The sequence below is a fragment of the Streptosporangiales bacterium genome, assembly GCA_009379955.1.
In the GTDB taxonomy this organism is placed as follows: domain Bacteria; phylum Actinomycetota; class Actinomycetes; order Streptosporangiales; family WHST01; genus WHST01.
Map to the genome: position 1 here is coordinate 16,895 of WHST01000056.1, position 22,775 is coordinate 39,669.

The following is a 22,775-nucleotide window of genomic DNA, read 5'->3' on the forward strand; positions in this document are numbered from 1 at the left end:
CATGACCGTCGAGATGGGCGTGATCCTGCCGACCTCCACTCCCGATCCCGAGCACCCGATCCTCGGTGACGTGCGCGCGAGCGCACGGTTCGCCGAGGACGCGGGCCTCGACTCGGTCTGGACCACCGACCACCTCGTCGCCAGTGCCCCGATGCCGGAGAGCACGGTGGTGCTCGCCACGGCGGCCGCGGTCACCGACCGGATCACCGTCGGCTTCAACGTGATGCTCCTTGCGCTCCGGCCCGTCGCCTGGGCGGCGAAGCAGATCAGCGCCCTGCAGTACGTGTCGGGCGACCGGCTCGCGCTCGGCGTCGGGACCGGCAACCCCGCACACGGCGACATCGGCTGGCGCGCAGCGGGAGTGTCGTACGAGGATCGCGGCCGGCTCACGGATGAGGCGCTGCGAGTGCTGCCCACTCTCGTCACCGGTCAGCGGGCCGTCCTCGCGGACGGTACGGAGGTCGCGCTGGCGCCCGGCTCGGCCATGCCTCCCGTGCTGGTGGCAGGCAATGGGAAGCGGGCGCTGCGCCGGACCGCCGAGTTCGGGGAGAGCTGGATCTCGCTCGGGCTCTCGCCCGACGAGGTCCGCGCAGGCGTCGCGCAGCTCGATGAGCTCGCCACGGGGTACGGTCGCCCGGCCGCGAAGGCGACGATCGTCGCACCGGCGCTCGACGCCGACCCGAAGGCGGCCGCCGCACAGGTCCACGCGTACGCCGAAGCCGGTGCCGAACGGGTGATCCTCGCGCCGACCGGTCCGGACTGGGAACGCGACTACGAGTTCGCCGCGAAGGTACGCACAGCCCTCTGAGCAGGCGGCCAGTCGAGGTTCCCACTGCGATTCGGGTGTTCCCTCGTGCTGCAGGCGATGGGAACACCCGAATCGCGATGCCATGGTGTGGTGAGGGTGCCCTTCACACGTCGCTCCGGTCAGTCGGGTTCGTACTCCTGCAACAGGTCGGCGAGCTGCCGCGCGTTGCGCTGGGCGTAGTCGCTGTAGCAGTTGTTCCACAGCGAGTGCACCTCGCCGGCCTGCTCGGCGAGCTCCTCGACGCGGGGCGCCCAGGCGCGGACCTCGTCGTCGCCGTAGAGGTAGCCGAACCGGTCGTAGATGTCGCGGCTGGTCCACTTGTCGCTGTGCCCGTGGAACCTGACCACGGCGAGGTCGGCGGTCGCAGCGACGACCGGCGGCACGGAGCTCGCGTGCCCCTGCGGCATGTCGACGCAGACGTACGGCAGCGCGTACTTCTCGAGGAAGTCGAGGGTCTCGCGCTCGTTGTCGTCGCTCAGCCAGGTCTTGTTGCGGAACTCGACGCAGATCGGGAAAGGGTCGGCGCGCTCGCGGCAGCGCAGGATGTACTCCTTGTTGCGCCGGCCGATCGGGAACCACTGCGGGAACTGGAACAGCAGCGCCCCGAGCTTGCCCGCGTCGTGCAACGGCTGGAGCGCGCTCAGGAAGCGCTCCCACACCTGCTCGACCGTGTCGTCGTCGAAGTCCTTGAGGTAGACGTTCTTCGTGGTGTCGGGGCGGAGGTCCTTGTAGAGCGCGCGCGGCTTTGTCGGGTGCTGGGTCAGCAGCGAGAACGCCTTGACGTTGAACGTGAACCCCGGTGGAGTGCGGTCGACCCACGAGCGCGCGACGTTCTCGCTCGGCGGCGAGTAGTACGTGGAGTCGACCTCGACGAGCGGGAACTGCTCGGCGTAGTACTTCAGGCGCGCCTCGGGGGTGGTGGCGTCGTCGGGATACCAGCCGGACGCGAGCAGAGTCTTGTCCGTCCAGGACGCCGTACCCACCTTGACCACGCCAGTCATGCCTCCACTGTGCACCGTCCCGGTGACACTCGCACCTCACACCGCCGACCGGCCGCCGCGCTGCCTACTGTTGCGTCATGGCCTCCCGCCTCGTCCCCCGCAGCGCGGGTGCCCGCGTGCTCGCCGCGGCGGTCGCGGTGGCGCTCGTGGTCGGTGCGGTGGTCCTCGGCACCCGGCTGGCCGAGACGTCGTACCGCACCGAGTCACGCATGCTCACCGTCCAGACCGGGCCGCGGGGCGACGAGCCCGTACGCCTCGACACCACGCTGTACGTGCCGGAGACCGCGACGCCCGAGCAGCCCGCGCCCGCCGTGCTGCTCCCCCACGGGTTCGGCGGCAGCAAGGACTCCGTCACCGACGATGCCGCCGACCTCGCGCGGCTCGGCTACGTGGTGCTCGCATGGAGCGCCGAGGGATTCGGGCGGTCCGGCGGGCAGATCCACCTGAACTCCCCCGACTACGAGGTCACCGACGCGCGGCGGCTGATCGACTGGCTGGCCGGACGACCCGAGGTGCGCCTCGACGGCCGCGGCGACCCGCGGGTCGGTGTCGCCGGCGGGTCGTACGGCGGCGCGCTCGCGCTGCTGACGTCGGCGTACGACAGGCGTGTCGACGCGATCGTCCCGCAGATCACGTGGAACGACCTCGGCCGGTCATTGTTCCCCGACGCCGCGGGCGGTTCGCCGGCGTCCGGCGTGGTGAAGCGGGCATGGCTCGGGCAGCTGTTCACCGGCGGGCTCGACCGACCACCGGCCAACGGGAGGGCCGCCGCGGCCGATCCGGGCTGCGGCCGGTTCGCTCCCGACGTCTGCGGGATCTACCGCGAGGTGCTGACCACCGGGCGGCCGACAGGCGAGGCCGCGCGGGTGCTCGCCAGGTCGAGCCCCGCCGGCGTGCTCGACCGGATCACCGCGCCCACGCTGCTCGTCCAGGGCACCGCCGACAGCCTGTTCCCCCTGGGCGAGGCCGACGCGAACGCGCGCGGCATCGCAGCCACCGGCACCCCGGTGCGTGTCGCATGGTTCTCCGGCGGCCACGACGGCGGCACCGGGTCCGCGGAGGACGAGGACCGGGTGAAGGCGCTCACCGCGCAGTGGCTCGGCCACTACCTGCGAGGCGAGGGACCCGCGCCAGGCACGTCGTTCACGTTCAGCCGCGTCATCGGCAGGAACGGCGAGGGCGACCCGGTGACGACCGGCCTCACGACACGCGACTACCCGGGCATCGAGGGCGACCGCTCGCCCAGCCGCCTCACCCTTGCCGGTCCGCCGCAACCGGTCGCCAACCCGCCGGGCGGCACGCCGGCCGCGCTCTCGTCGCTGCCCGGCACCGGCCTGGTCGAGGACGGCGCCGAGGCCGCCGGGCTGTCGCTGGCCACCGAGATCCCCGGACAGGCCGCGTTCTTCGAGTCGAAGGCGCTCGACGAACCGCTCGACGTCACCGGCAGTGCGAAGGTCCGCATTCGGGCCACTGCGTCGACGGGCAGCGCCGTGCTGTTCGCCAAGCTGTACGACGTCGCGCCGGGCGAGCGCGCGACGCTCGTCGGCGGCCAGGCTGCTCCCGTACGCCTCACCGGCCTGCCCCGGAGCCCGGACGCCCGCGCCCTGGGCGCGGCGGAGCCCGTCGAGGTCGAGCTGCCCGCCGTGGTGCACCGGTTCGCCGCCGAGCACAAGCTGCGCGTCGTGCTCGCCACCGCCGACCAGGCGCACGCCGGACCGACGGAGCCCGCCACCTACGTCGTCGGCCTCGCCGACCAGGCGGTGACCGTGCCGCGGGTCGCGGCGCAGCCGGCGTCCGACCCGGCCGGGGTGTGGCGCTGGGTGCTCGGGGCACTCCTCGTGCTGATCGCGGTCGGGCTCGCGGTCGTCACGCTCGTCGCGCGGGGGCGGCGCAGGCGCATCGACCTCGGCGTCGACGAAGCGTACGCCGACGTCCCACTCGTCGTCCGTGACGTGCACAAGACGTACGCCGACGGCTTCGTCGCGGTCCGCGGGGTGAGCTTCACGGTCGGCCGCGGTCAGGTCGTCGGCCTGCTCGGCCCCAACGGCGCGGGCAAGACGACCGTGCTACGGGTGCTGCTCGGGCTGATGCGCCCGACCGCCGGCGACGTGCTCGCGTTCGGGCATCCCGTCACGCCCGGCGCCGCGGTGCTGGCGCGGCTCGGCGCGCTCGTCGAGGGGCCGGGCTTCCTCCCGCACCTGTCCGGGGCGGACAACCTCGCGCTGTACTGGCGGTCGACGGGCCGACCCGAGCGCGAGGCGCACGCCGACGAGGCGCTCGCGATCGCGGGGCTCGGCGACGCGGTGCACCGCCGCGTGCGCACGTACAGCCACGGCATGAAGCAGCGGCTGGCGATCGCCCAGGCGATGCTGGGCCTGCCCGAGCTGCTCGTCCTCGACGAGCCGACCGACGGCCTCGACCCGCCGCAGATCGCCGAGATGCGCCGGGTGCTGCAGCGGTACGCGTCGGACGGGCGCTCCGTCCTCGTCTCCAGCCACCTACTCGCCGAGGTCGAGCAGACCTGCACCCACGTCGTCGTCATGAGCCAGGGCGAACGGGTCGCCGCGGGGTCGGTGGCGGAGATCATCGGCGTCGACGAGGTGCTGCCCCAGCACCGGCTGGAGGACGCCTTCCTCGCGTTGCTCGACCGCGGGAGCGCCCATGACTGACACCGTGCGCCCGCCCCGCCCGTTCGGAGTGCGGACGGAGATCCGCAGGCAGCTCAGCCGCCGGCGCACGCCGTGGACGTTCCTGCTCGTCGCGCTGCTGCCGATCGTCGCGGTGCTCGCGTTCGTGCTCGGCACCGACGAGGACGACCGCGCGTCCGGCTTCGTCGGGCTGGCGACGTCGAGTGCGGCCAACTTCGCGGTCTTCGTGCAACTCGTCTCCGCGTCGTTCCTGCTCGTGGTCGTGGTGGCGCTGTTCTGCGGCGACACGGTCGCGGGCGACGCGAGCGTCGGCGCGCTGCGCTACCTGCTGGCCGCACCGGTGCCCAGGTCGCGACTGCTCACCGTCAAGCTGCTCGTCGGGCTGCTCTACTCGCTCGCGGCGGTCGTCCTGCTGACCGTGGTGTCGCTCGTCGCGGGGACGATCGCGTTCGGCTGGCAGCCGATGCAGACGGTGACCGGCGACGACGTCGGTGCCTGGGCGGCGCTGCTGCGGGTCGCGGCGGTCGCGGGCTACGTGTGCGTCACCCTGCTCATGACGGCGGGCGTCGCGTTCTGGCTGTCGGTGAGCACCGACGCGCCCCTCGGCGCGGTCGGCGGCGCCGTGCTGGTGGTGATCCTCTCGGGAATCCTCGACCAGATCACCGCGCTGGGGAGCCTGCGCAGCCTGCTGCCCACGCACTACCAGAACGCGTTCCTCGGCCTCCTCGGCACACCCGTCCAGACCGACGACATGGTGCGCGGCGCGATCTCCGCGCTGGCGTACGCGACGACGTTCCTGGCGGCGGCCTGGTGGGTCTTCCACCGCAAGGACATCACCTCCTGACCCGCCGACAATTCGGTACCCCCAGGCGTTGTCGGTGGCGGGAGGGAGGATGGGGGCATGAGCGGTACGGAGTCGGTGCTCGGGGCGTTCTCGCCGGTGACCAGGGCGTGGTTCACCGCGGCGTTCGCCGAGCCCACGGCCGCGCAGGAGGGCGCGTGGCGGGCGGCGAGCGCCGGCGAGCACCCGCTCGTCGTGGCGCCGACGGGGTCCGGCAAGACGCTCGCGGCGTTCCTGTGGGCGGTCGACCGGCTGGTCAGCGAGCCGCGTCCCGACGACCCGAAGGCCCGTTGCCGGGTCCTGTACGTCTCGCCGCTGAAGGCGCTGGCGGTCGACGTGGAGCGCAACCTCCGGGCCCCGCTCACCGGCATCAGGCACGCGGGCACCCGGCTGGGCGTCGACGTCCCCGAGGTCACGGTCGGCATCAGGTCCGGTGACACCCCGGCCGACCAGCGACGCCGGCTCGCCACCCGGCCGCCGGACATCCTGATCACCACGCCCGAGTCGCTGTTCCTGCTGCTCACGTCGCAGGCGCGCGAGGCGTTGCGCGGCATCGAGACCGTCATCGTCGACGAGGTCCACGCGGTGGCCGCCACCAAGCGGGGTGCCCACCTCGCGCTGTCGCTCGAACGCCTCGACGCGCTGCTGCCCGAGCCGGCTCAGCGCATCGGGCTGTCCGCGACCGTCCGCCCCGTCGACGAGGTCGCCCGGTTCCTCGGCGGCACGTCGCGGCGAGTCACCGTCGTGCAGCCACCGGCCGACAAGCAGGTCGACCTGCGGGTCGTCGTCCCCGTCGAGGACATGCGGGAGCTGGGCAACCAGTCCGACGATCTCACCGGCTCGGCCGCGCAGGCCGAGCCGCGCAACTCGATCTGGCCGCACGTCGAGGAGCACGTGCTCGACCTCGTCGAGTCGCACCGGTCCACGATCGTCTTCGCCAACTCCAGGCGCACGGCCGAGCGCCTCACCGCCAGGCTCAACGAGACCTGGGTCGAGCGGCACGAGGGCACGCTCGACGACGACGTGAAGCCCGCGCAGATCATGGCGCAGTCGGGCACGAGTCGCGGCGCGCTCACCGAGATCGCCCGCGCGCACCACGGCTCGGTGTCGAAGGAGCAGCGGGCCGAGACCGAGGAGGCACTGAAGGCCGGCCGGCTGCCGTCCGTCGTCGCCACCAGCAGCCTCGAGCTGGGCATCGACATGGGCGCCGTCGACCTCGTCGTGCAGGTCGAGGCGCCGCCGTCGGTCGCCAGTGGCCTGCAGCGGGTGGGGCGCGCCGGTCACCAGGTCGGCGCGGTGAGCAAGGGCGTGCTGTTCCCGAAGTACCGCGGCGACCTGCTCGCCACCGCGGTCGTCGCCGAGCGCATGACGGCCGGCCTCATCGAGGAGATGCACTACCCGCGCAACCCGCTCGACGTGCTCGCCCAGCAGATCGTCGCGGCCGTCGCCGTCGACGAGTGGACCGTCGACGACATGCTCGCGCTCGTCCGCCGGGCGGCGCCGTTCGAGGCGTTGCCGCAGTCGGCGTACGACGCGGTGCTCGACATGCTGTCCGGCCGCTATCCCAGCGACGAGTTCGCCGAGCTGCGGCCGCGCGTCGTCTGGGACCGCGTCGCCGGCACCCTCACCGCGCGTCCGGGCGCACAGCGGCTCGCGGTCGTGAGCGGCGGCACGATCCCCGACCGCGGGCTCTTCGGCGCGTTCCTCGTCGGCGAGCGGGCGTCACGGGTCGGCGAGCTCGACGAGGAGATGGTCTACGAGTCGCGCGTCGGCGACGTGTTCACGCTCGGCTCCACGTCGTGGCGCATCGAGGACATCACCCACGACCGCGTGCTCGTCTCCCCCGCGCCGGGTCAGGCCGGCCGGCTGCCGTTCTGGAAGGGCGACGCCGTCGGCCGTCCCGCCGAGCTCGGCCGGGCGCTCGGCGCGTTCAGCCGCGAACTGGTCGCGCTCGACCCGGCCGCCGCCGCCGACCGGCTGCGCGCCGCCGGGCTCGACGAGTGGGCGACGGCCAACCTGCTCACCTACCTCGGCGAGCAGCGGCAGGCCACGGGTCACGTGCCCGACGACCGCACCCTCGTCGTCGAACGGTTCCGCGACGAGCTCGGCGACTGGCGGGTGGTGGTGCACTCGCCGTTCGGCGCGCAGGTGCACGCCCCGTGGGCACTGGTGATGACGTCGCGGCTGCGTGAGCGCTACGGCGTCGAGGCGCAGGCGGTGCACTCCGACGACGGCATCGTGCTGCGCATCCCCGACACCGACGAGCCGCCGCCCGACGGCCTCGCGGTCTTCGACCCCGCCGACGTCGAGCAGCTGCTGACCGAGGAGGTCGGGCAGTCCGCGATGTTCGCGTCGCGCTTCCGCGAGTGCGCGGCCCGGTCGCTGCTGCTGCCGCGGCACCGACCGGGGCGCCGCATGCCGCTGTGGCAGCAGCGGCAGCGTTCCGCGCAGCTGCTGCAGGTGGCGAGCAAGTACGCCACGTTCCCCGTCGTGCTCGAGACCATGCGCGAGTGCCTGCAGGACGTCTTCGACGTCCCCGGCCTCGTCGAGCTGCTGCGCGACATCGAGCGCCGCAAGGTGCGCCTGGTCGAGGTAGAGACACCCGAGCCCTCCCCGTTCGCGAAGTCGCTGCTGTTCGGCTACCTCGGCGCGTTCATCTACGAGACCGACGCGCCGCTGGCCGAGCGCAGGGCGCACGCACTCGCGCTCGACTCCTCGCTGCTCGCCGAGCTGCTCGGCCAGGCGGAGCTGCGCGAGCTGCTCGACCCCGACTCGGTCGCCGAGGTCGAGCGCGAGCTGGCCAGGCTGATGCCCGACCGCGCCGCCCGCGACGCCGAGGACACCGCCGACCTGCTGCGCATGCTCGGCCCGCTCACCACCGACGAGGCCGTCGCCCGCGGCGTGCGACCGGCGTGGCTCGTCGACCTCGAGGGCCAGCGGCGGGTGGTCAGGGTCCGCGTCGCCGGCACCGAGCGATGGGCCGCGATCGAGGACGCCGGCCGGCTGCGCGACGCGCTCGGCACCCCGATGCCGCCGGGCGTGCCCGACGCCTTCCTCGAGCCGACCGTCGACCCGCTCGGCGACCTCGTCTCGCGCTACGCGCGCACCCACGGCCCGTTCCACGTCGCCGACGTCGCCACGCACTTCGGGCTCGGCCGGGCCGTGGTCACCGGCATCCTGCAGCGGCTGGCCGCAGAAGGACGGGTGGTCGAGGGCGAGTTCCGTCCCGGCGGCGCCGGCACGGAGTGGTGCGACACGGGCGTGCTGCGCCGGCTGCGCCGCCGGTCGCTCGCGGCGTTGCGGCAGGAGACCGAGCCGGTCGCCCAGTCGGCGCTGGCGTCGTTCCTGCCCGGCTGGCAGCACGTCGGCACCGGCGAGACACTGCGCGGCCTCGACGGCCTGGTCCGGGCTGTCGAGCAGCTGTCCGGCGCGCCGGTCCCCGCCTCGGCGCTGGAGTCGTTGCTGCTGCCCGCCCGGGTCGCCGACTACTCCCCCGCCATGCTCGACGAGCTGATGACGTCCGGCGAGGTCGTCTGGACCGGTTGTGGTGCGCTGTCCGGCGGCGACGGGTGGGTCAGCCTCGCCCTCGCCGACTCCGCGCACCTGGTCCTCCCGCCGCCCACCGACCACGAGCCCACCGACCTGCAGCAGGCCGTCCTCGACGCCCTCGCCGGCGGTGGCGCGCTGTTCTTCCGGCAGCTGTCCGACCGCATCGGCTCCCTCGACGACACCGACCTCGCCACCGCCCTGTGGGAGCTGGTGTGGGCCGGCCGGGTCACCGGCGACACCCTCGCGCCGTTGCGGACGATGCTCGACGGCGGCGGCGCGCACAAGGCCAGGCGGCAGGCGCCGCGCGGCCGTTACGCGAGCCGTCGCATGCGCGCGCCGCTGCCGAGCCGGGGCGGTCCGCCGTCCACCCGCGGCCGGTGGTCGACGACCGCGGAACGCGAGACCGACGCCACCCGGCGGGCACACGCCGTGGCCGAGGCGCTGCTCGACCGGCACGGCATCGTGACGCGCGGCGCGGTGGCTGCCGAGCGCGTCCCCGGCGGGTTCGCCGCCGTCTACCGCGTACTGCGCGCGTTCGAGGACACCGGCCGGTGCCGGCGCGGCTACTTCGTCGAGGGCCTGGGCGCCGCACAGTTCGCCACGCCGGGCGCCGTCGATCGGCTGCGGCTGGCCGGCGACCCACGAGGCGACGACGACCGCCGGCAGGTCGCACTCGCCCTGCCCGCCACCGACCCGGCCAACCCGTACGGCGCCGCGCTCCCCTGGCCCGACCGTCCTGGCGAGTCCGCGGCGGGACACCGCCCAGGACGCAAGGCCGGCGCCCTCGTCGTCACGCTGCGCGGCCGGCTCGTGCTCTACGTCGAGCGCGGTGGGCGCACCCTGCTGTCCTGGACCGACGACCCCGAGGTGCTGCAGCCGGCGGTCGACGCGCTCGCGCTCGCCGTCCGCGACGGGCACCTCGGCAAGCTGTCCGTCGAACGCGCCGACGGCGGCTCCGTCCGCGACTCCCCGCTCGCCGACGCACTGCGCACCGCCGGCTTCCACGCCACCCCCAAGGGCCTCAGGCTCCGGGCGTGACCGTACGTCCCGTCGCCCCGCTCTCCGGAACGCCTGCTTCTCCCTGTTGATCACGTTCACGTGATCAACAGGTACTGCACCTCGTCCCTGCATGAGGTGAAGTCCACGTTGATCACGTGAACGTGATCAACGGGCCCGCGGCCTCTGAGAGACTGCGCTCCATGGCCGAGGTGACGACGACGGGTAGTGGCGAGGTCAAGCACCGCGCCGACCGCGCGACCGTGTCCGCGTACTACCGGGCGACCGGCGGCGATCGCACCCGCGCGGTCGACGCGCTGACGCACGTCGTCGAGCCGGTCGAGGCGGTGCTGCGGCGCGAGGGTCTGCGCATCCGGTCGCGCGAGCTGTCCGTGCACGACACATGGCACAAGGGACGCCGATCGAGTGCCGAGGCCGAGCAGCGGTACGAGGTCCGGGTCGCCGACCTGGAGATCCTCGACGAGGTCGTCGCTGAGCTCGTGGCGGCGGAGCCCGCCCACCTGTACGGCCCGCGCTGGGAGCTGAAGGACACCGCGGCCGCCACCCGCGAGGCCCAGGCACTCGCGGTGGCCGACGCACGCCAGCGCGCCGAGGGCTACGCGATCGCCCTCGGGGCGCGGCTCGGCAAGTTCCTCCGCCTGACCGAGGGCGGGGCGCAGGGTCCCGGACCGTTCATGGCGATGGACGGCGCGGTCGCGTACGCCGGCGGTGCACCCGAGCGCGCCGTCGACATCGGTGCGCTCAACCTCGAGCCCGAGCTGATCAGCGTCCAGGTGACCTGCAGCACCGTCTGGGAACTGCTCGACTAGGTGGAGACCGCACCGGTCGAGCGTCACGGCCTCGTCTCGCTCCTTCGCGCGCACGCGGGCTTCCGCACGCTCTGGACGGCCCGCGTGGTCTCGTTCACCGGGGACTCGCTGAGCCTCGTCGCGCTCATGCTCCACGTCGCCGACACGACCGGGCAGGCGATCGCGGTGGCGGTGCTGCTGCTCGTCGGTGACTTCGTCCCGTCACTGCTCGGACCCGTCAGCGGGGCGCTCAGTGACCGGTTCGACCTGCGCCGGATCATGCTCGTCTGCGAGCTCGTCCAGTGCGTGGTCATCGCGCTGATCGCCCTTTCCCTCCCGCCGCTACCGCTCCTGCTGGTGCTCGTCGGCGTGCGCGCGATCGCGGGCCAGGTCTTCCAGCCGGCGTCGCGCTCGGCCGTCCCCGCTCTGGTGCCGGACCGGCACCTCGGCCCGGCCAACTCCGCGCTCGGGCTCGGCACCAACGGCGCGGAGGCCGCGGGTCCGCTCATCGCCGCGGCGCTCTTCCCACTGATCGGCGTCCGTGGGGTCCTGCTCGTCGATGCCGCCACCTTCCTCGTCTCCGCACTCGTGCTCACCCGGCTGCGCCGGCTCCCGCCCACCGAGACGGAGCGACCCTCACTGCTCGCCGACGCGAGGACCGGGCTCCGCTACGTGTTCGCGACACCCGTCGTCCGGGTCGTCGTCATCGGCTTCTGTCTCGTGGTGGCGTTCAACGGTGTCGACGACGTCGCCCTCGTGCTGCTCGCCACGGAGACGTTCGACGCGGGCGGCTCAGCCGTGGCGCTGCTGCTCGCCGGCGTCGGCGTCGGGCTGTTCGTGGGGTACGCCCTGCTCGGCCGCCTGGGAACGGGGCGTTCGATGGCCGTCCTGCTGGTCCTCGGCTTCGCCGTGAACAGCCTCGGCAACCTGCTCACCGGACTCGCCTGGGCGGTCGCCGCGGCGATCGCGCTGCAGACCGTCCGCGGGCTCGGCATCGCCGCGATGGACGTCGCCAGCAACACGATGCTGCAGCGCCTCGTCCCCTCCGGCATGCTCGGCCGCGTCTTCGGCAACCTCTACGGAGTCGTCGGCGTCGCCGCGGCCGCCTCGTACGTCGGCGGCGGCCTGCTGCTCGACGCGACCTCCGCGCCGTTGACGCTCGTCATCGCCGGCGCGGGCGGCACCCTCGTCGCTGCCGTCACCGCCGTCGCCCTGCTGCGCCGACGTGGAACCAGGCGCGAGGGCTAGTCGGGCTGCGGGTTCGGGGACGTCGTCACCGCGCGCAGGAGCGGGCGACTGAGCAGGTTCGCGCCGACCACGCCGAGGGTGCCGACCACGACGAACGTCGCGAAGAGCATCAGTCCGTACGGCGTCGCGGGGCTGGATATGGCGAGCGGGAGGCCGCAGAGCATCCCGGCGGCGAGGGAGCCACCGCCCATCACCGCGAGCGGGATCATCGTCTCCTGCAGGCGCGCACGGTCGAGCACGGACAGCGGCGTGCCGGCCAGGCGCAGCTGTGCGTACGTGCGCCGCCGGTCGAGCACCGAGGACACCGCGGTGATGGCGGCACTGACGATGGCGATGACGAAGCACACGACGAGGACGATCAGCGCTCCGGTCCTGACGTCGCCGAGCAGCGTGATCGTCATCCGCTGCTGGTCCAGCCGCGTCGTGAACACGTGGCCCGGCGCGGTACCCGTCAGCACGGTCCTGACCCTGTCGACGTCGCCGCCGGACCTCGGGACCACCTCGACCGTGCGGTTGCCGCTCGGCCGGACGTCGGTGACGGACACCGTGGCTGGTGCCCGGGCCTCCTCGAGAGCGTCGCGCACGCGGGTGGCGGTGCTCTCGGCGACGGCGGCGGGCACGTCCGCGGTCAGCCGCGAGGTGTCGGTGCTCAGGCCGTACGCACCGTTCGGGTCGAACAGCGACAGGAGTCCCGCGACGAACCCGACCAGCGCGACACCACTCACCGTGCGCCACGCGGCTCGCGGGTCGTCGACCAGGCGACGGCCCGCGAGCAGTCGATGCGGACGTCTGGCCGTCGCCGCGGCGACGCGGCCGATGATGCCGACGACCCACGGCCCGACGAGGTTGAGGCCGAGGAAGGCGAGTCCGAGAAGGGCGATGACGATCCCGGCCGAGACCTGGCCGGCCATCCGCGCGACGATCGGGAACGTGACGAGCAGGGCGAGTGCGACGACGGCGCGGACCACCTTCAGACCCGGCGGCGTGTGCCGGTTCGCCACGCCCAGCGGGCTCACCACCACCCGACGCAGCCCGACGACGGCACTGGCGCCGACGAGCAGCGGGACACCGACCAGCGCGGCCAGTGTCCAGAGCACACCCGGCCACATGTCGGCGACGAACCAGGTGCCGCCCATCATCTCGATGCGGGCGAGCAGCGGCATCGACGCCGCGTACAACCCGATCCCGAGGGCCGCGCCCGCGGCCGCGGTGATCACCGCCTCCGCGACGGTCATGGCGACCACCTGCCGGGGCGTGGCGCCGACGAGGCGCAGCGCCGCGAGGCGCTGGTCACGCCGCGCCACGGTGAGCCTCGCCGCCGCGCCGCCGAACACGAGCAACGGGACCACCATCAGGACCGTGGCGACCTTCGCCAGCAGCGCGTAGTTCGTCGTGGCGCTGAACTCCGTGTCGGCAGCGGAGCCGTACCCGGAGACGTGCACCGGTGTCCGCACACCGTCGTCCATGAACCGCTCGGCATGCATCGACGGGTCGTCGGCCGACCGGCCGACGACGGCGACGAGCTCGTCCGGGTACACCAGCGCCGCGTCGCCGAGTCGGTGCCGCGCGGACGCCTCGGGAAAGCGGTTCGCCAGCTCGTCCTCAGGCAGATCGGAGGCGAGCGCGGCAAGGCCCGGCGACAACCACACCTCGCCGGGCTTCGGGAACGTGTCCGCCCCGGGCGGCACCGGGGCGTTGTCGGGGTCGACGGCCGCCAGCTCGACCACGGCGATCGGCCGTCCGCGTACGTAGTCGGTGCTCAGTGCCTGGATCGCCGACCCGCGGGCGTTCTCCTGCGGGTACCGCCAGGCCTCGCGCTCGGCGCGGTCGGTGAACGCCTGGTTCGCCGCGATCGCGAACATCAGCAGCGCGGTGGACGCCGTCACCGCGGCGAGCACGAGGAACGCACTGATCCGGTTGCTCCGGTCGCCGTAGCGCAGCAGTCGCCAGCTCAGCGCGAGCGCGGACCTCATACGTGCACCCGCTCGCGGCGCGGCGCCTCCCAGACCTGGACGATGCCGCCGTCGCGCATCTCGACGACCCGGTCGCACCAGCGCGCGACCTTCGGGTCGTGGGTGACGACCACGAGCGCCGCGTGGTTGCGCCTGGTCACGTCGACGAGGACGTTCATCGTCTCGTGGCCCGTGGTCTGGTCGAGCGCGCCCGTCGGCTCGTCGGCGAAGACCACCGACGGTCGGGCGACGACGGCCCTGGCGATCGCGACGCGCTGCGCCTGCCCACCCGACAGTTCGCCGGGCCGCCGGCGCTCGAGTCCCGCGAGCCCTAGCGGCCCGAACCACGTGCGCGCCCGCGCCACGGCCTCGACCCTGCGCACGCCGTCGAGCATCAACGGCAGCGCGACGTTCTCCTCGGCCGGGAGCTCGGGGAGGAGCTGGCCGAACTGGAAGACGAACCCGAACGCCGTGCGCCGCAGAATGCTGCGCGCCTCCTCGCTCCGGTCGTCGATCCTGGCGCCGTCGAGCAGCACCTCACCCGCGTCCGCCGAGACGATGCCGGCGAGGCAGTGCAGCAGCGTCGACTTACCGGAGCCGCTCGGCCCCATCACCCCGATCGCCTCGCCGCGCCTGACAGTGACGTCCACCCCGCCGAGCGCCGTCGTCGTACCGAACCGCTTGACCAGTCCCCGGCCCGCCAGGACCGCATCCACCACGTCGTTCGTCTCCACGCCGGCCATACTCCGCGAACGGAGGTCGCGCGCGCATCGCCCGCGAGGGCGGCTGTCGTGCGCGCCGGTATGCGCCTTCAGGCGGTACCCCGCGTCATCCTCAGGTCTGACCCGGCGACGTCGTTGAACGGCAGGCGAACGGTCGGCAACGGCGAGACGAGCACACGCGGGAACGCGCGAGGTTATAGCGCGCATAGGGAATCTCGTGGTTCTCCGGCTTCTCGCCGCGCTGTTAGACACGGCTCCAGCAATGACCACGAGGGACAACAGGGAGCACGCGGATGGCGCTACCGCAGGTCGAGGTGAACGGCCGTACCTACGGCCCCGTCGACGAGACCGTCGTGGTCGTCTGCGTCGACGGGAGCGAGCCCGCGTACCACGAGCAGGCGATCGCCGCGGGACGGATGCCCTTCCTCGCGAAGGCGCTGGACGGTGGCGGCACGTCGCTCGACGCCACGTGCGCCATGCCGTCGTTCACCAACCCGAACAACCTGTCGATCGCGACCGGTGTCCCGCCGTCGGTGCACGGCATCTGCGGCAACTACTTCTTCGACCGCGACAGCGGCGACGAGGTGATGATGAACGACCCGAAGTGGCTGCGCGTGCCGACGCTCTTCTCGGCGTACGCGGACCGCGGCGCGAAGGTCGCCATCGTCACCGCGAAGGACAAGCTGCGGCGGCTGCTCGGCGCAGGACTTCGTGACGGCACCTGCTTCTCGGCGGAGCACGCCGACAAGGTGACGAAGGCCGAGCACGGCATCGACGACGTCCTCGGGCTGGTCGACATGCCGCTGCCGTCGGTCTACAGCGCCGAGCTGAGCGAGCTCGCGATGGCCGCGGGTGTCGAGGTGCTGCGCCGCGAGCGTCCCGACGTCATGTACCTCTCGCTCACCGACTACATCCAGCACAAGCACGCCCCGGGATCGCCGACGGCGAACGACTTCTACGCGATGCTCGACGGCTACTGCGAACGGCTCGACGAGCTCGGCTGCGTCCTCGTCGTCACCGCGGACCACGGCATGAACGCCAAGTCGCAGCCGGACGGTACGCCCGAGGTCGTCTACCTACAGCAGGAGCTGGACGGCTGGATCGGGGCCGACGCCGCGCGCGTCATCCTGCCGATCACCGACCCGTACACCGTGCACCACGGCGCACTCGGCTCGTTCGCCACCGTGTACCTGCCGGACGGAGCGGACGTCGCCGGCCTCCGCGACCGCATCGCCGGTCTCGCCGGCGTCGAGCTGGTGCTGACCGCCGACGAGGCGTGCCCGCGCTTCGAGCTGCCGGCCGACCGGATGGGTGACCTGGTCGTCGTCGGCGACCGCGACACCGCGCTCGGCACCACCCCCGACCGGCACGACCTCACCCAGCTCCGCGAACCGCTGCGCTCGCACGGCGGACTCGCCGAGGAGAACGTCCCGTTCCTCGTCAACCGCGGCGTGAGCGGCCTGCCGGAGGGGCACCGGCTGCGCAACTTCGACGCCTACTGGGTCGCCGCGAACTTCGTCCGGCGGCCGTAGAGCCCATCTGCCTGGAGGTCAACATGTCCACTCGCCCGGACGTCGCGTCGTCGGGACTCATGGAGGATCCGCAGGGCAGACGACTGCGCCGCATGCAGTGGACGGTGCTCGTCGCGACGATGTTCTGCTACCTGTTCTTCTACACGGGGCGGCAGACCTTCGGGTTCGCGATCCCCGGCATGCAGGAGGAGTTCGACGTCACCAAGGCGCAACTGGGCTGGGTGAGCACCGCGCTGCTCTGGAGCTACGCGATCGGCCAGGCGATCAACGGCAACCTCGCGGACAAGTTCGGCGGCCGCCGGATCATGACGCTCGGCGCCCTCGCCTCCACCGGCATCAACTGGATCGTGAGCCTCGGCACGGGCCTCGGGACCATCGCGGCGCCGTGGGCCGTCAACGGATACTTCCAGGCGATGGGCTGGTCCGCGGGCGGCCGGGTCCTCTCCAACTGGTGGCCGAGCAGGGAACGCGGCAAGACATACGGCTTCTACGTGCTGGCAGCGGGAACGGGCTCGGTCGTCGCGTTCCTGACGTCGGTCGTGGTGCTCGACGTGTGGGACCTCGACTGGCGCTGGATCTTCCGCATCCCCGTCCTGCTGATGCTCGTCGGCGGCATCACGTTCTTCCTCGTCGCCCGCAACCGGCCGCAGGAGCGCGGCCTGCCGTCGCCCGTCGACGAGACCGACACCACGCTCGCGGCCGAGGCAGTCGGCGGTAAGTCGAAGGTCAGCTCCAAGGAGCGCTACCTGGCGGTGCTCAGGCAGCCGAAGATCTGGATCACCGGCATCTCGATCGGCTTCCAGAACTCCGCGCGCTACGGCCTGCTCGTCTGGGTTCCCGTGCACTTCCTCGGCGACGCCTGGAGCGAGGGGAAGGCGGCCGGCGGGGTGAGCCCGCTGTGGATCTCCATCGCACTGCCGGTCGGCATGGCGATCGGCGCCATGGCGAACGGGCAGATCTCCGACCGCGTCTTCGGCTCCCGGCGCAGCCAGCCGATCATGGCGTTCATGGCGCTCGGAGCGCTCTCGTCGATCGCGATGATCTTCATCCCCACGACGTCGACGGCGCTCGCCATCGGCATGCTGTTCCTCACCGGCTTCTTCGTGTACGGCCCGCAGGCGTCGTTCTGGGCACTGTGCCCCGACCTCGTCGGCGCGGCTCGGGCGGGCACGGCGACCGGCGTGGTGAACTTCTTCGCCTACCTGTTCGCCGGCTTCAGCGAGCCGCTGATCGGGCACCTGATCGACACGTCGGGGCACACGTCGTACGTGTTCATCGTGGTGGCCATCTGCTGCGCGGCGAGCGCGGGCATGGCCGCACTCATCCGCCGCTAGTCGAGGGGGAGACGCATGTCGAAGACGGCGACAGCGGCCGTGTGGAACGGGCCCGCAGACGGCTTCCGGATGGCGAACGTCGCGCTGCCCACCCTCGCCGCCGGCGAGGTGCTGGTCGAGACCCGTGCCGCCACGTTGTGCGGCAGCGACCTGCACACCATTGCCGGCGAGCGTGAGACGCCGCTGCCGACCGTGCTCGGCCACGAGATGGTCGGCGACGTCGTCGGCGTCGGCGGTCGCGTCGAGACGCACGACGGCCGGCCGGTCGAGCCGGGCATGCGGGTCACCTGGACCATCGGGGCGTCCTGCGGTAAGTGTCGGCGGTGCGTCCGCGGGCTGCCGCAGAAGTGTGTGGCGCTGCGCAAGTACGGTCACGCGACGATGACCGGCGAGTGGGCGCTCAGCGGAGGGCTCGCCAGCCACTGCCACCTCGTCGCGGGGACCGGGATCGTCGCGGTGCCCGACACCATGCCCGACGCGCTCTCGACGCCGGCGAACTGCGCGACGGCGACGGTGGTGTGCGCCGTCCGCAAGGTCGGCGTGACCGTGGGCGAGACCGTGGTGGTGACGGGCTGCGGCATGCTGGGTCTCACGGCCGTCGCGTACCTGTGCTCGATCGGCGTGCGTGACGTCGTGGCGTGCGACGTCGACGCGGCACGGCGTTCCCTGGCCGAGGGTGCGGGCGCATCCGCGGCCGTCGCACCCGACGAGCTGGCCGGCGCCGTCCGCGAGCTGACGGGCGGCGAGGGTGCGGAGGCGGTGCTCGACATGTCGGGGAGCAACGCGGCCATCACCTCGGCACTCGACCTGCTCGCCATCGGTGGCCGGCTCGGGCTCGTGGGCTCGGTGTTCCCCACGTCCGCGATCGGCATCGTGCCCGAGGCGATGGTCCGCGGACTGCTGACGGTCACCGGCGTCCACAACTACGCGCCCGGCGACCTCGTCGAGGCGGTGCGCTTCCTCGACGAGCAGGCAGACCGCGAGCTGTTCGGCGGCTTCGTGCCCGACACGTTCCCGCTCGACCGGCTCGACGACGCCGTCGCGCACGCCGTGGCGAAGCGTCCACCCCGGGTCGCCGTCGACCCGCGACAGGGTTGACACAGCAGAGGAGATCGATGGAACCGGTTGAGGCAAGGCATCTCGGCAACTACGTCGACGGCGAGTGGCGGCCTGGTGAGAGCGGGCGCACCAGGACCGACGTCAACCCCGCGGACACCGAGGACCACATCGGCGACTTCGCCGAGTCCGGCGCGGGCGACGCCGACCTGGCCGTCAGGGCCGCGACCGCCGCATTCGAGGAGTGGCGCGGTCGCGGGCCGATCGCGCGGGCCGAGGTGCTGCGTCGCGCGGGACGGCTGATCGAGGAGCGTCGTGACGTGATCGCGGCCGCGATCACGCGCGAGCAGGGCAAGCGGCTCGGCGAGGCGCGTGGCGAGGTCGACCGCGGTCTCGCGATCCTCGACTTCACGGCCGGTGAGGCCCGCCGGCTCAACGGGGTCACCACGCCGGCGGAGGAGCCGCGGACGGTCGCGATGACGTTCCGCCGACCCATCGGCGTCGTCGGTCTGGTGACGCCGTGGAACTTCCCGTTCACCATCCCGATGTGGAAGGTGGCGCCCGCGCTGCTCGCCGGGTGCACCGCGGTGCTCAAGCCGTCGCCGTTCACGCCGCACACGGCCGCGCTGCTCGTCCAGGCGTTCCACGACGCGGGTACACCGCCGGGCGTCCTCAACCTGGTCCAGGGTGACCGGGAGGTCGGCGAGGCGCTCGTCGGGCACCGTGGCGTGGTCGGCATCTCGTTCACCGGCTCGCTGCCCGTCGGCCGCGCGATCCAGCAGGCGGGCGCGCCGCGGCTGCTGCGCACCCAGCTCGAGCTCGGCGGCAAGAACGCCGTCCTCGTGCTCGACGACGCCGACCTCGACAAGGCGACCGACGCGATCGTGCACGGCGCGTTCGGCCAGGCCGGCCAGCGATGCAGCGCCACCAGCCGGGTGGTGGTCGACCGCGCCGTCAAGGAGGACCTGCTCGAACGGCTCGTCGCGCGGGTCGGCGCGATGCGCGTGGGCCCGGGGACGGACGAGGGTGCCGACATCGGGCCCGTCGTCAACGAGGAGCGCATGCGCGCGTGCCTCGACGCGATCTCGGGTGCGACCGCAGCGGGAGCGAAGGTCGCCTGCGGCGGCGAGCGTGTCACCGGCGGCCTGCCGCCCGGGTGGTACGTCCAGCCGACCGTGCTGCGCGACGTCCCGTGGGACAGCGAGATCGCACAGGAGGAGATCTTCGGACCGGTCCTGTCGGTCGTCGACTGCGACGGGTTCGACGACGCGATCCGCATCGCGAACTCGGTGCGGTACGGCATGTCGGGCACGGTGTTCACCCAGGACCCCAGCCGCATCTTCGAGGCGCTCGACCGGCTCGAGGCGGGCATGCTGCACGTCAACCGGCCGGGCGTCGGCGCGTACGCCCACCTGCCACACATGGGCACGAAGGACTCGCAGTTCGGTCCGCCCGAGTGCTCGCCCGAGGTGTGGGACTTCTACACCGAGTGGCGCTCAGCTTGCCTGACCTACTGATCCGCGCGCACGCCATAATCGGCCGATGAGCGCCATCGAACGCCCCAAGACACCGCTGAACGCCGACGAGCGCACCACTCTCGAGAGCTGGCTCGACTTCCACCGCACGACGCTCGCCATCAAGTGCGACGGCCTGGACGACGAGCAGGCCGCGACCGCCTCCGCGCCGCCGTCCCGCATCACCCTCACGGGTCTCGTCCAGCACATGGCGGAGGTGGAGCGCAACTGGTTCCGCCGGGTGTTCGCCGGCGAGAAGGTCCCGCCCCTCTACGATCTTCCCGGCCGAGCCCGGAGGCCCCGACGGGGGCTTCGAGCTGGCCGCGGGCGCCACTCTGCGAGCCGCGTTCGACACCTGGCACGCGGAGATCGCCCACTCCCGCGAGCTCAGCGCCGGCCGCAGTCTGACCGACACCTGCCGGTTGGGGGACAAGGAGGTCAGCCTCCGCTGGATCTACGTCCACATGATCGAGGAGTACGCTCGGCACAACGGCCACGCCGACCTGCTCAGGGAACGCCTCGACGGCACCACCGGCACCTAGTGTCTAGCGGAGCGGGACCTGCGATGGAGCAGATCAACTTTCACCGGCTGTGGATCTTCCTCCAGGTGGTGGAGTGCGGCGGGTTCTCCGCGGCGGGCACGAAGCTGTTCATGAGCCAGCCGTCGGTGTCCAACCAGGTGCGCCAGCTCGAGGCGTCCCTCGACGCGAGCCTCGTCGACCGGTCGGGCGCGAAGGTGCGGCCGACGGCGGAGGGCGAGGTGCTCGCCGCATACGCACGGCGGCTGTTCCTGCTCGCAGACGAGGCGGTCACCGCGGTCCGGCAGGTGCAGGGACTGACGCGCGGACGCCTCGCCATCGGTGGCACCACGACCGTGGGCACGTACCTGCTGCCGATGCTGCTCGCGCGCTTCCACCGCGAGCACCCGTCGATCGACAGCGACCTGTACGTCGGCAACGCCGAGCAGGTCACCCGCCGCCTCGTCGAGGGCGAGCTCGGCCTCGCCGTCCTCGCCGGGCGGCCGCAGGCCGAGCAGCTGGAGTGCGAGCAGATCCTCACCGACCAGCCGGTCGTCATCGTGCCGCCCGACCATCCCCTCGCGGGACGGACGACGGCGCCCGAGGCGCTCGCGGGCGAGGTGTTCATCCTGCGCGAGAAGGGCTCGTCCACGCGGGCGATGCAGACCACCGCGCTGGCGCTCTGGCGCCTGGAGGACGTCAACTCGACCGAGGTGTGGGGCACCGAGACGTTGAAGCAGGCCGTGCACGCCGGGCTCGGGCTCTCGCTGATCTCCGAGCACGCGGTGGGCCACGAGGTCGTCGACGGTCGCCTCGCGACGCTGACGGTCGAGCCCGCCCCAGCCGGCCGGCCCATCGTCGCCGGCCACCGCCGCGACCGCCTGCTCTCCCCGACCGAGCAGGCCTTCCTCGACCTGCTGCGCCACGTCGAGGAGTGGCCCCCGCAGACCTGACCCCGGTGGGTCGTCGGACGGGCCGGCCGCGCCGCCGGGCCAGGGTCCACGACCCACACCCGTGAGGGGCACCCCGACCGTGTCCTGGCACGGTGAGGGTGCCGTTCACGGGTCGGGCTCGCCGCGGCTGCCACTGGCGGCTCCGGCCCGGGCTCGCAGTACCCTTGCCCGTCATGGAACGTGACCGACCCATCTTCGTGATGGGCTGCCCGCGGTCGGGGACGACCATGCTGCAGCTGATGCTGCACGCCCACCCGCGCATCGCGATCCCGCCCGAGAACAGGTTCCTGCTGCCCACGTACACCGGGCGCCGCGAGTTCGGCGACCTCCGCGACGCCGGCAACCGGCGCAAGGTCGCCGAGCGCATCGTGGGGAAGGGCTCGCATTTCAAGGACCTCGGCCTCGACCGCGCAGCGGTCACCGAGGAGATCGTCGCGGGACCACCGACGGTCGGCTCGGCGCTCGGCATCGTGTTCCGCGCCTACGCCCGTCGGTTCGACAAGCCGCGCTGGGGTGACAAGCGGCCGGCGTACCACCACTTCCTGCCGTTCGTGCTGCGGATGTTCCCGGACGCACAGTTCATCCAGATCGTCCGCGACGGGCGCGCGTGCGTGGCGTCGCTCAAGCGGATGCCGTGGTGGACCCACGACACACCTACCGCGATCGCGGAGTGGGCCCTGGCGTTCGACAACTGTCGCAGATACGCGCGCACGCTGCCGGCCGACACGTTCCACGAGATCCGCTACGAGAACCTCGTCGCCGAGCCCGATGCCGAGCTGAAGTCGCTGTGCGCCTTCCTCGGCGAGGACTACGACGAGGCCATGAGCAAGCCCAAGGACCAGGCCACGGTCGCCGTCCCCTCGCACAAGAAATGGCACGTCGCCACCCACCAGGACGTCTCGTCCGACCAGGTGGCGAAGTGGCAGCAGGAGCTCGAGCCGTGGGAGATCGAGCTGTGCGAGGCGGTGCTGGGCAAGCGGCTGCGCTCGTACGGCTACGACCTCACCGGCGCCGGCCGGCCCTCGTCCCGTGCCCTGTTCACGTACGCGAAGCGGAGCACGCGCCGCAGGCAGTCGCAGCGTCGCCGGATGCTCACCGACCGCGTCGCGCTGCTCCGCGACCGGCACCCCGTCGCCGACCAGCGCAGCCTCGGCCGCTAGGAGCGTGGGTCCGTATTGGCGAATCCGCCGCGCCGCGGCGCTGATGGGGCTGCTGGGCGGTTAGCGTGGCGGGCCGTGTGCCGGCATGAGTGAGGTGGTCGTGCTCGTCGTTGATGCTCAGCGATCAGCGATCA

15 protein-coding genes and 1 pseudogene are annotated in these 22,775 nt (G+C 72.7%); 13 read left to right on the top strand and 3 right to left on the bottom strand.

Annotation, left to right across the window (positions count from 1 at the left end; translation table 11 throughout):
- The first annotated feature begins 1 nt into the window (after position 1).
- Positions 2-808 (top strand): LLM class flavin-dependent oxidoreductase, encoded by an 807-nt coding sequence (locus GEV10_17310; protein ID MQA80216.1) that lies wholly within the window; start codon positions 2-4, stop codon positions 806-808.
- A gap of 119 nt (positions 809-927) precedes the next feature.
- On the opposite strand, the gene GEV10_17315 is transcribed toward GEV10_17310, so the two are convergent.
- On the bottom strand, positions 928-1,809 hold the full coding sequence (locus GEV10_17315; protein ID MQA80217.1) for a DUF72 domain-containing protein: 882 nt from the start codon (positions 1,807-1,809) through the stop codon (positions 928-930).
- Positions 1,810-1,886: 77 nt separating this feature from the next.
- On the opposite strand from GEV10_17315, the gene GEV10_17320 reads away from it, so the two are divergent.
- The 5 genes from GEV10_17320 (at position 1,887) to GEV10_17340 (ending at position 11,900) form a co-directional block, all read left to right on the top strand.
- Entirely contained in the window at positions 1,887-4,478 is a 2,592-nt protein-coding gene (locus GEV10_17320) for an alpha/beta fold hydrolase (GenBank protein ID MQA80218.1), read from the top strand.
- Positions 4,471-5,301 carry an ABC transporter permease subunit gene (locus GEV10_17325; GenBank protein MQA80219.1) on the top strand — a complete coding sequence of 277 codons (831 nt, stop codon included), beginning with the start codon at positions 4,471-4,473 and terminating at the stop codon, positions 5,299-5,301. Before GEV10_17320 ends, GEV10_17325 begins: the two co-directional genes overlap by 8 nt.
- Positions 5,302-5,358: 57 nt before the next feature.
- Positions 5,359-9,885, top strand: a complete 4,527-nt coding sequence (locus GEV10_17330) for an ATP-dependent helicase (GenBank protein MQA80220.1) — start codon at positions 5,359-5,361, stop codon at positions 9,883-9,885.
- Positions 9,886-10,046: 161 nt separating this feature from the next.
- The gene (locus GEV10_17335) at positions 10,047-10,673 is read left to right on the top strand and encodes a DUF541 domain-containing protein (GenBank protein MQA80221.1); all 627 of its coding nucleotides are present in this window, start codon (positions 10,047-10,049) and stop codon (positions 10,671-10,673) included.
- On the top strand, positions 10,674-11,900 hold the full coding sequence (locus GEV10_17340; GenBank protein ID MQA80222.1) for an MFS transporter: 1,227 nt from the start codon (positions 10,674-10,676) through the stop codon (positions 11,898-11,900).
- Here the strand turns inward: GEV10_17340 and GEV10_17345 are convergent.
- Positions 11,897-13,873 (bottom strand): FtsX-like permease family protein, encoded by a 1,977-nt coding sequence (locus tag GEV10_17345; GenBank protein ID MQA80223.1) that lies wholly within the window; start codon positions 13,871-13,873, stop codon positions 11,897-11,899. The genes GEV10_17340 and GEV10_17345 overlap by 4 nt on opposite strands.
- Entirely contained in the window at positions 13,870-14,568 is a 699-nt protein-coding gene (locus tag GEV10_17350) for an ATP-binding cassette domain-containing protein (GenBank protein MQA80224.1), read from the bottom strand. The genes GEV10_17345 and GEV10_17350 overlap by 4 nt, the downstream gene beginning before the upstream one ends.
- A gap of 299 nt (positions 14,569-14,867) precedes the next feature.
- On the opposite strand from GEV10_17350, the gene phnA reads away from it, so the two are divergent.
- From phnA to GEV10_17385, 7 genes and pseudogenes are all read left to right on the top strand, one after another.
- Complete coding sequence (gene phnA, locus GEV10_17355) at positions 14,868-16,106, top strand: phosphonoacetate hydrolase (GenBank protein MQA80225.1); 1,239 nt, start codon at positions 14,868-14,870, stop codon at positions 16,104-16,106.
- Between the two features lie 59 nt (positions 16,107-16,165).
- The gene (locus tag GEV10_17360) at positions 16,166-17,440 is read left to right on the top strand and encodes an MFS transporter (GenBank protein MQA80226.1); all 1,275 of its coding nucleotides are present in this window, start codon (positions 16,166-16,168) and stop codon (positions 17,438-17,440) included.
- Between the two features lie 15 nt (positions 17,441-17,455).
- Complete coding sequence (locus tag GEV10_17365) at positions 17,456-18,538, top strand: alcohol dehydrogenase catalytic domain-containing protein (protein ID MQA80227.1); 1,083 nt, start codon at positions 17,456-17,458, stop codon at positions 18,536-18,538.
- A 17-nt stretch (positions 18,539-18,555) separates the two neighbouring features.
- Positions 18,556-20,013 (top strand): aldehyde dehydrogenase family protein, encoded by a 1,458-nt coding sequence (locus GEV10_17370; protein MQA80228.1) that lies wholly within the window; start codon positions 18,556-18,558, stop codon positions 20,011-20,013.
- 25 nt (positions 20,014-20,038) lie between these two features.
- Positions 20,039-20,552 (top strand): annotated as a pseudogene (locus GEV10_17375) (DUF664 domain-containing protein).
- A 23-nt stretch (positions 20,553-20,575) separates the two neighbouring features.
- Positions 20,576-21,481: a LysR family transcriptional regulator gene (locus GEV10_17380; protein ID MQA80229.1), complete on the top strand. Its 906-nt coding sequence runs from the start codon at positions 20,576-20,578 to the stop codon at positions 21,479-21,481.
- 173 nt (positions 21,482-21,654) lie between these two features.
- Positions 21,655-22,641 (top strand): sulfotransferase, encoded by a 987-nt coding sequence (locus GEV10_17385; protein ID MQA80230.1) that lies wholly within the window; start codon positions 21,655-21,657, stop codon positions 22,639-22,641.
- Positions 22,642-22,775: the final 134 nt, after the last annotated feature.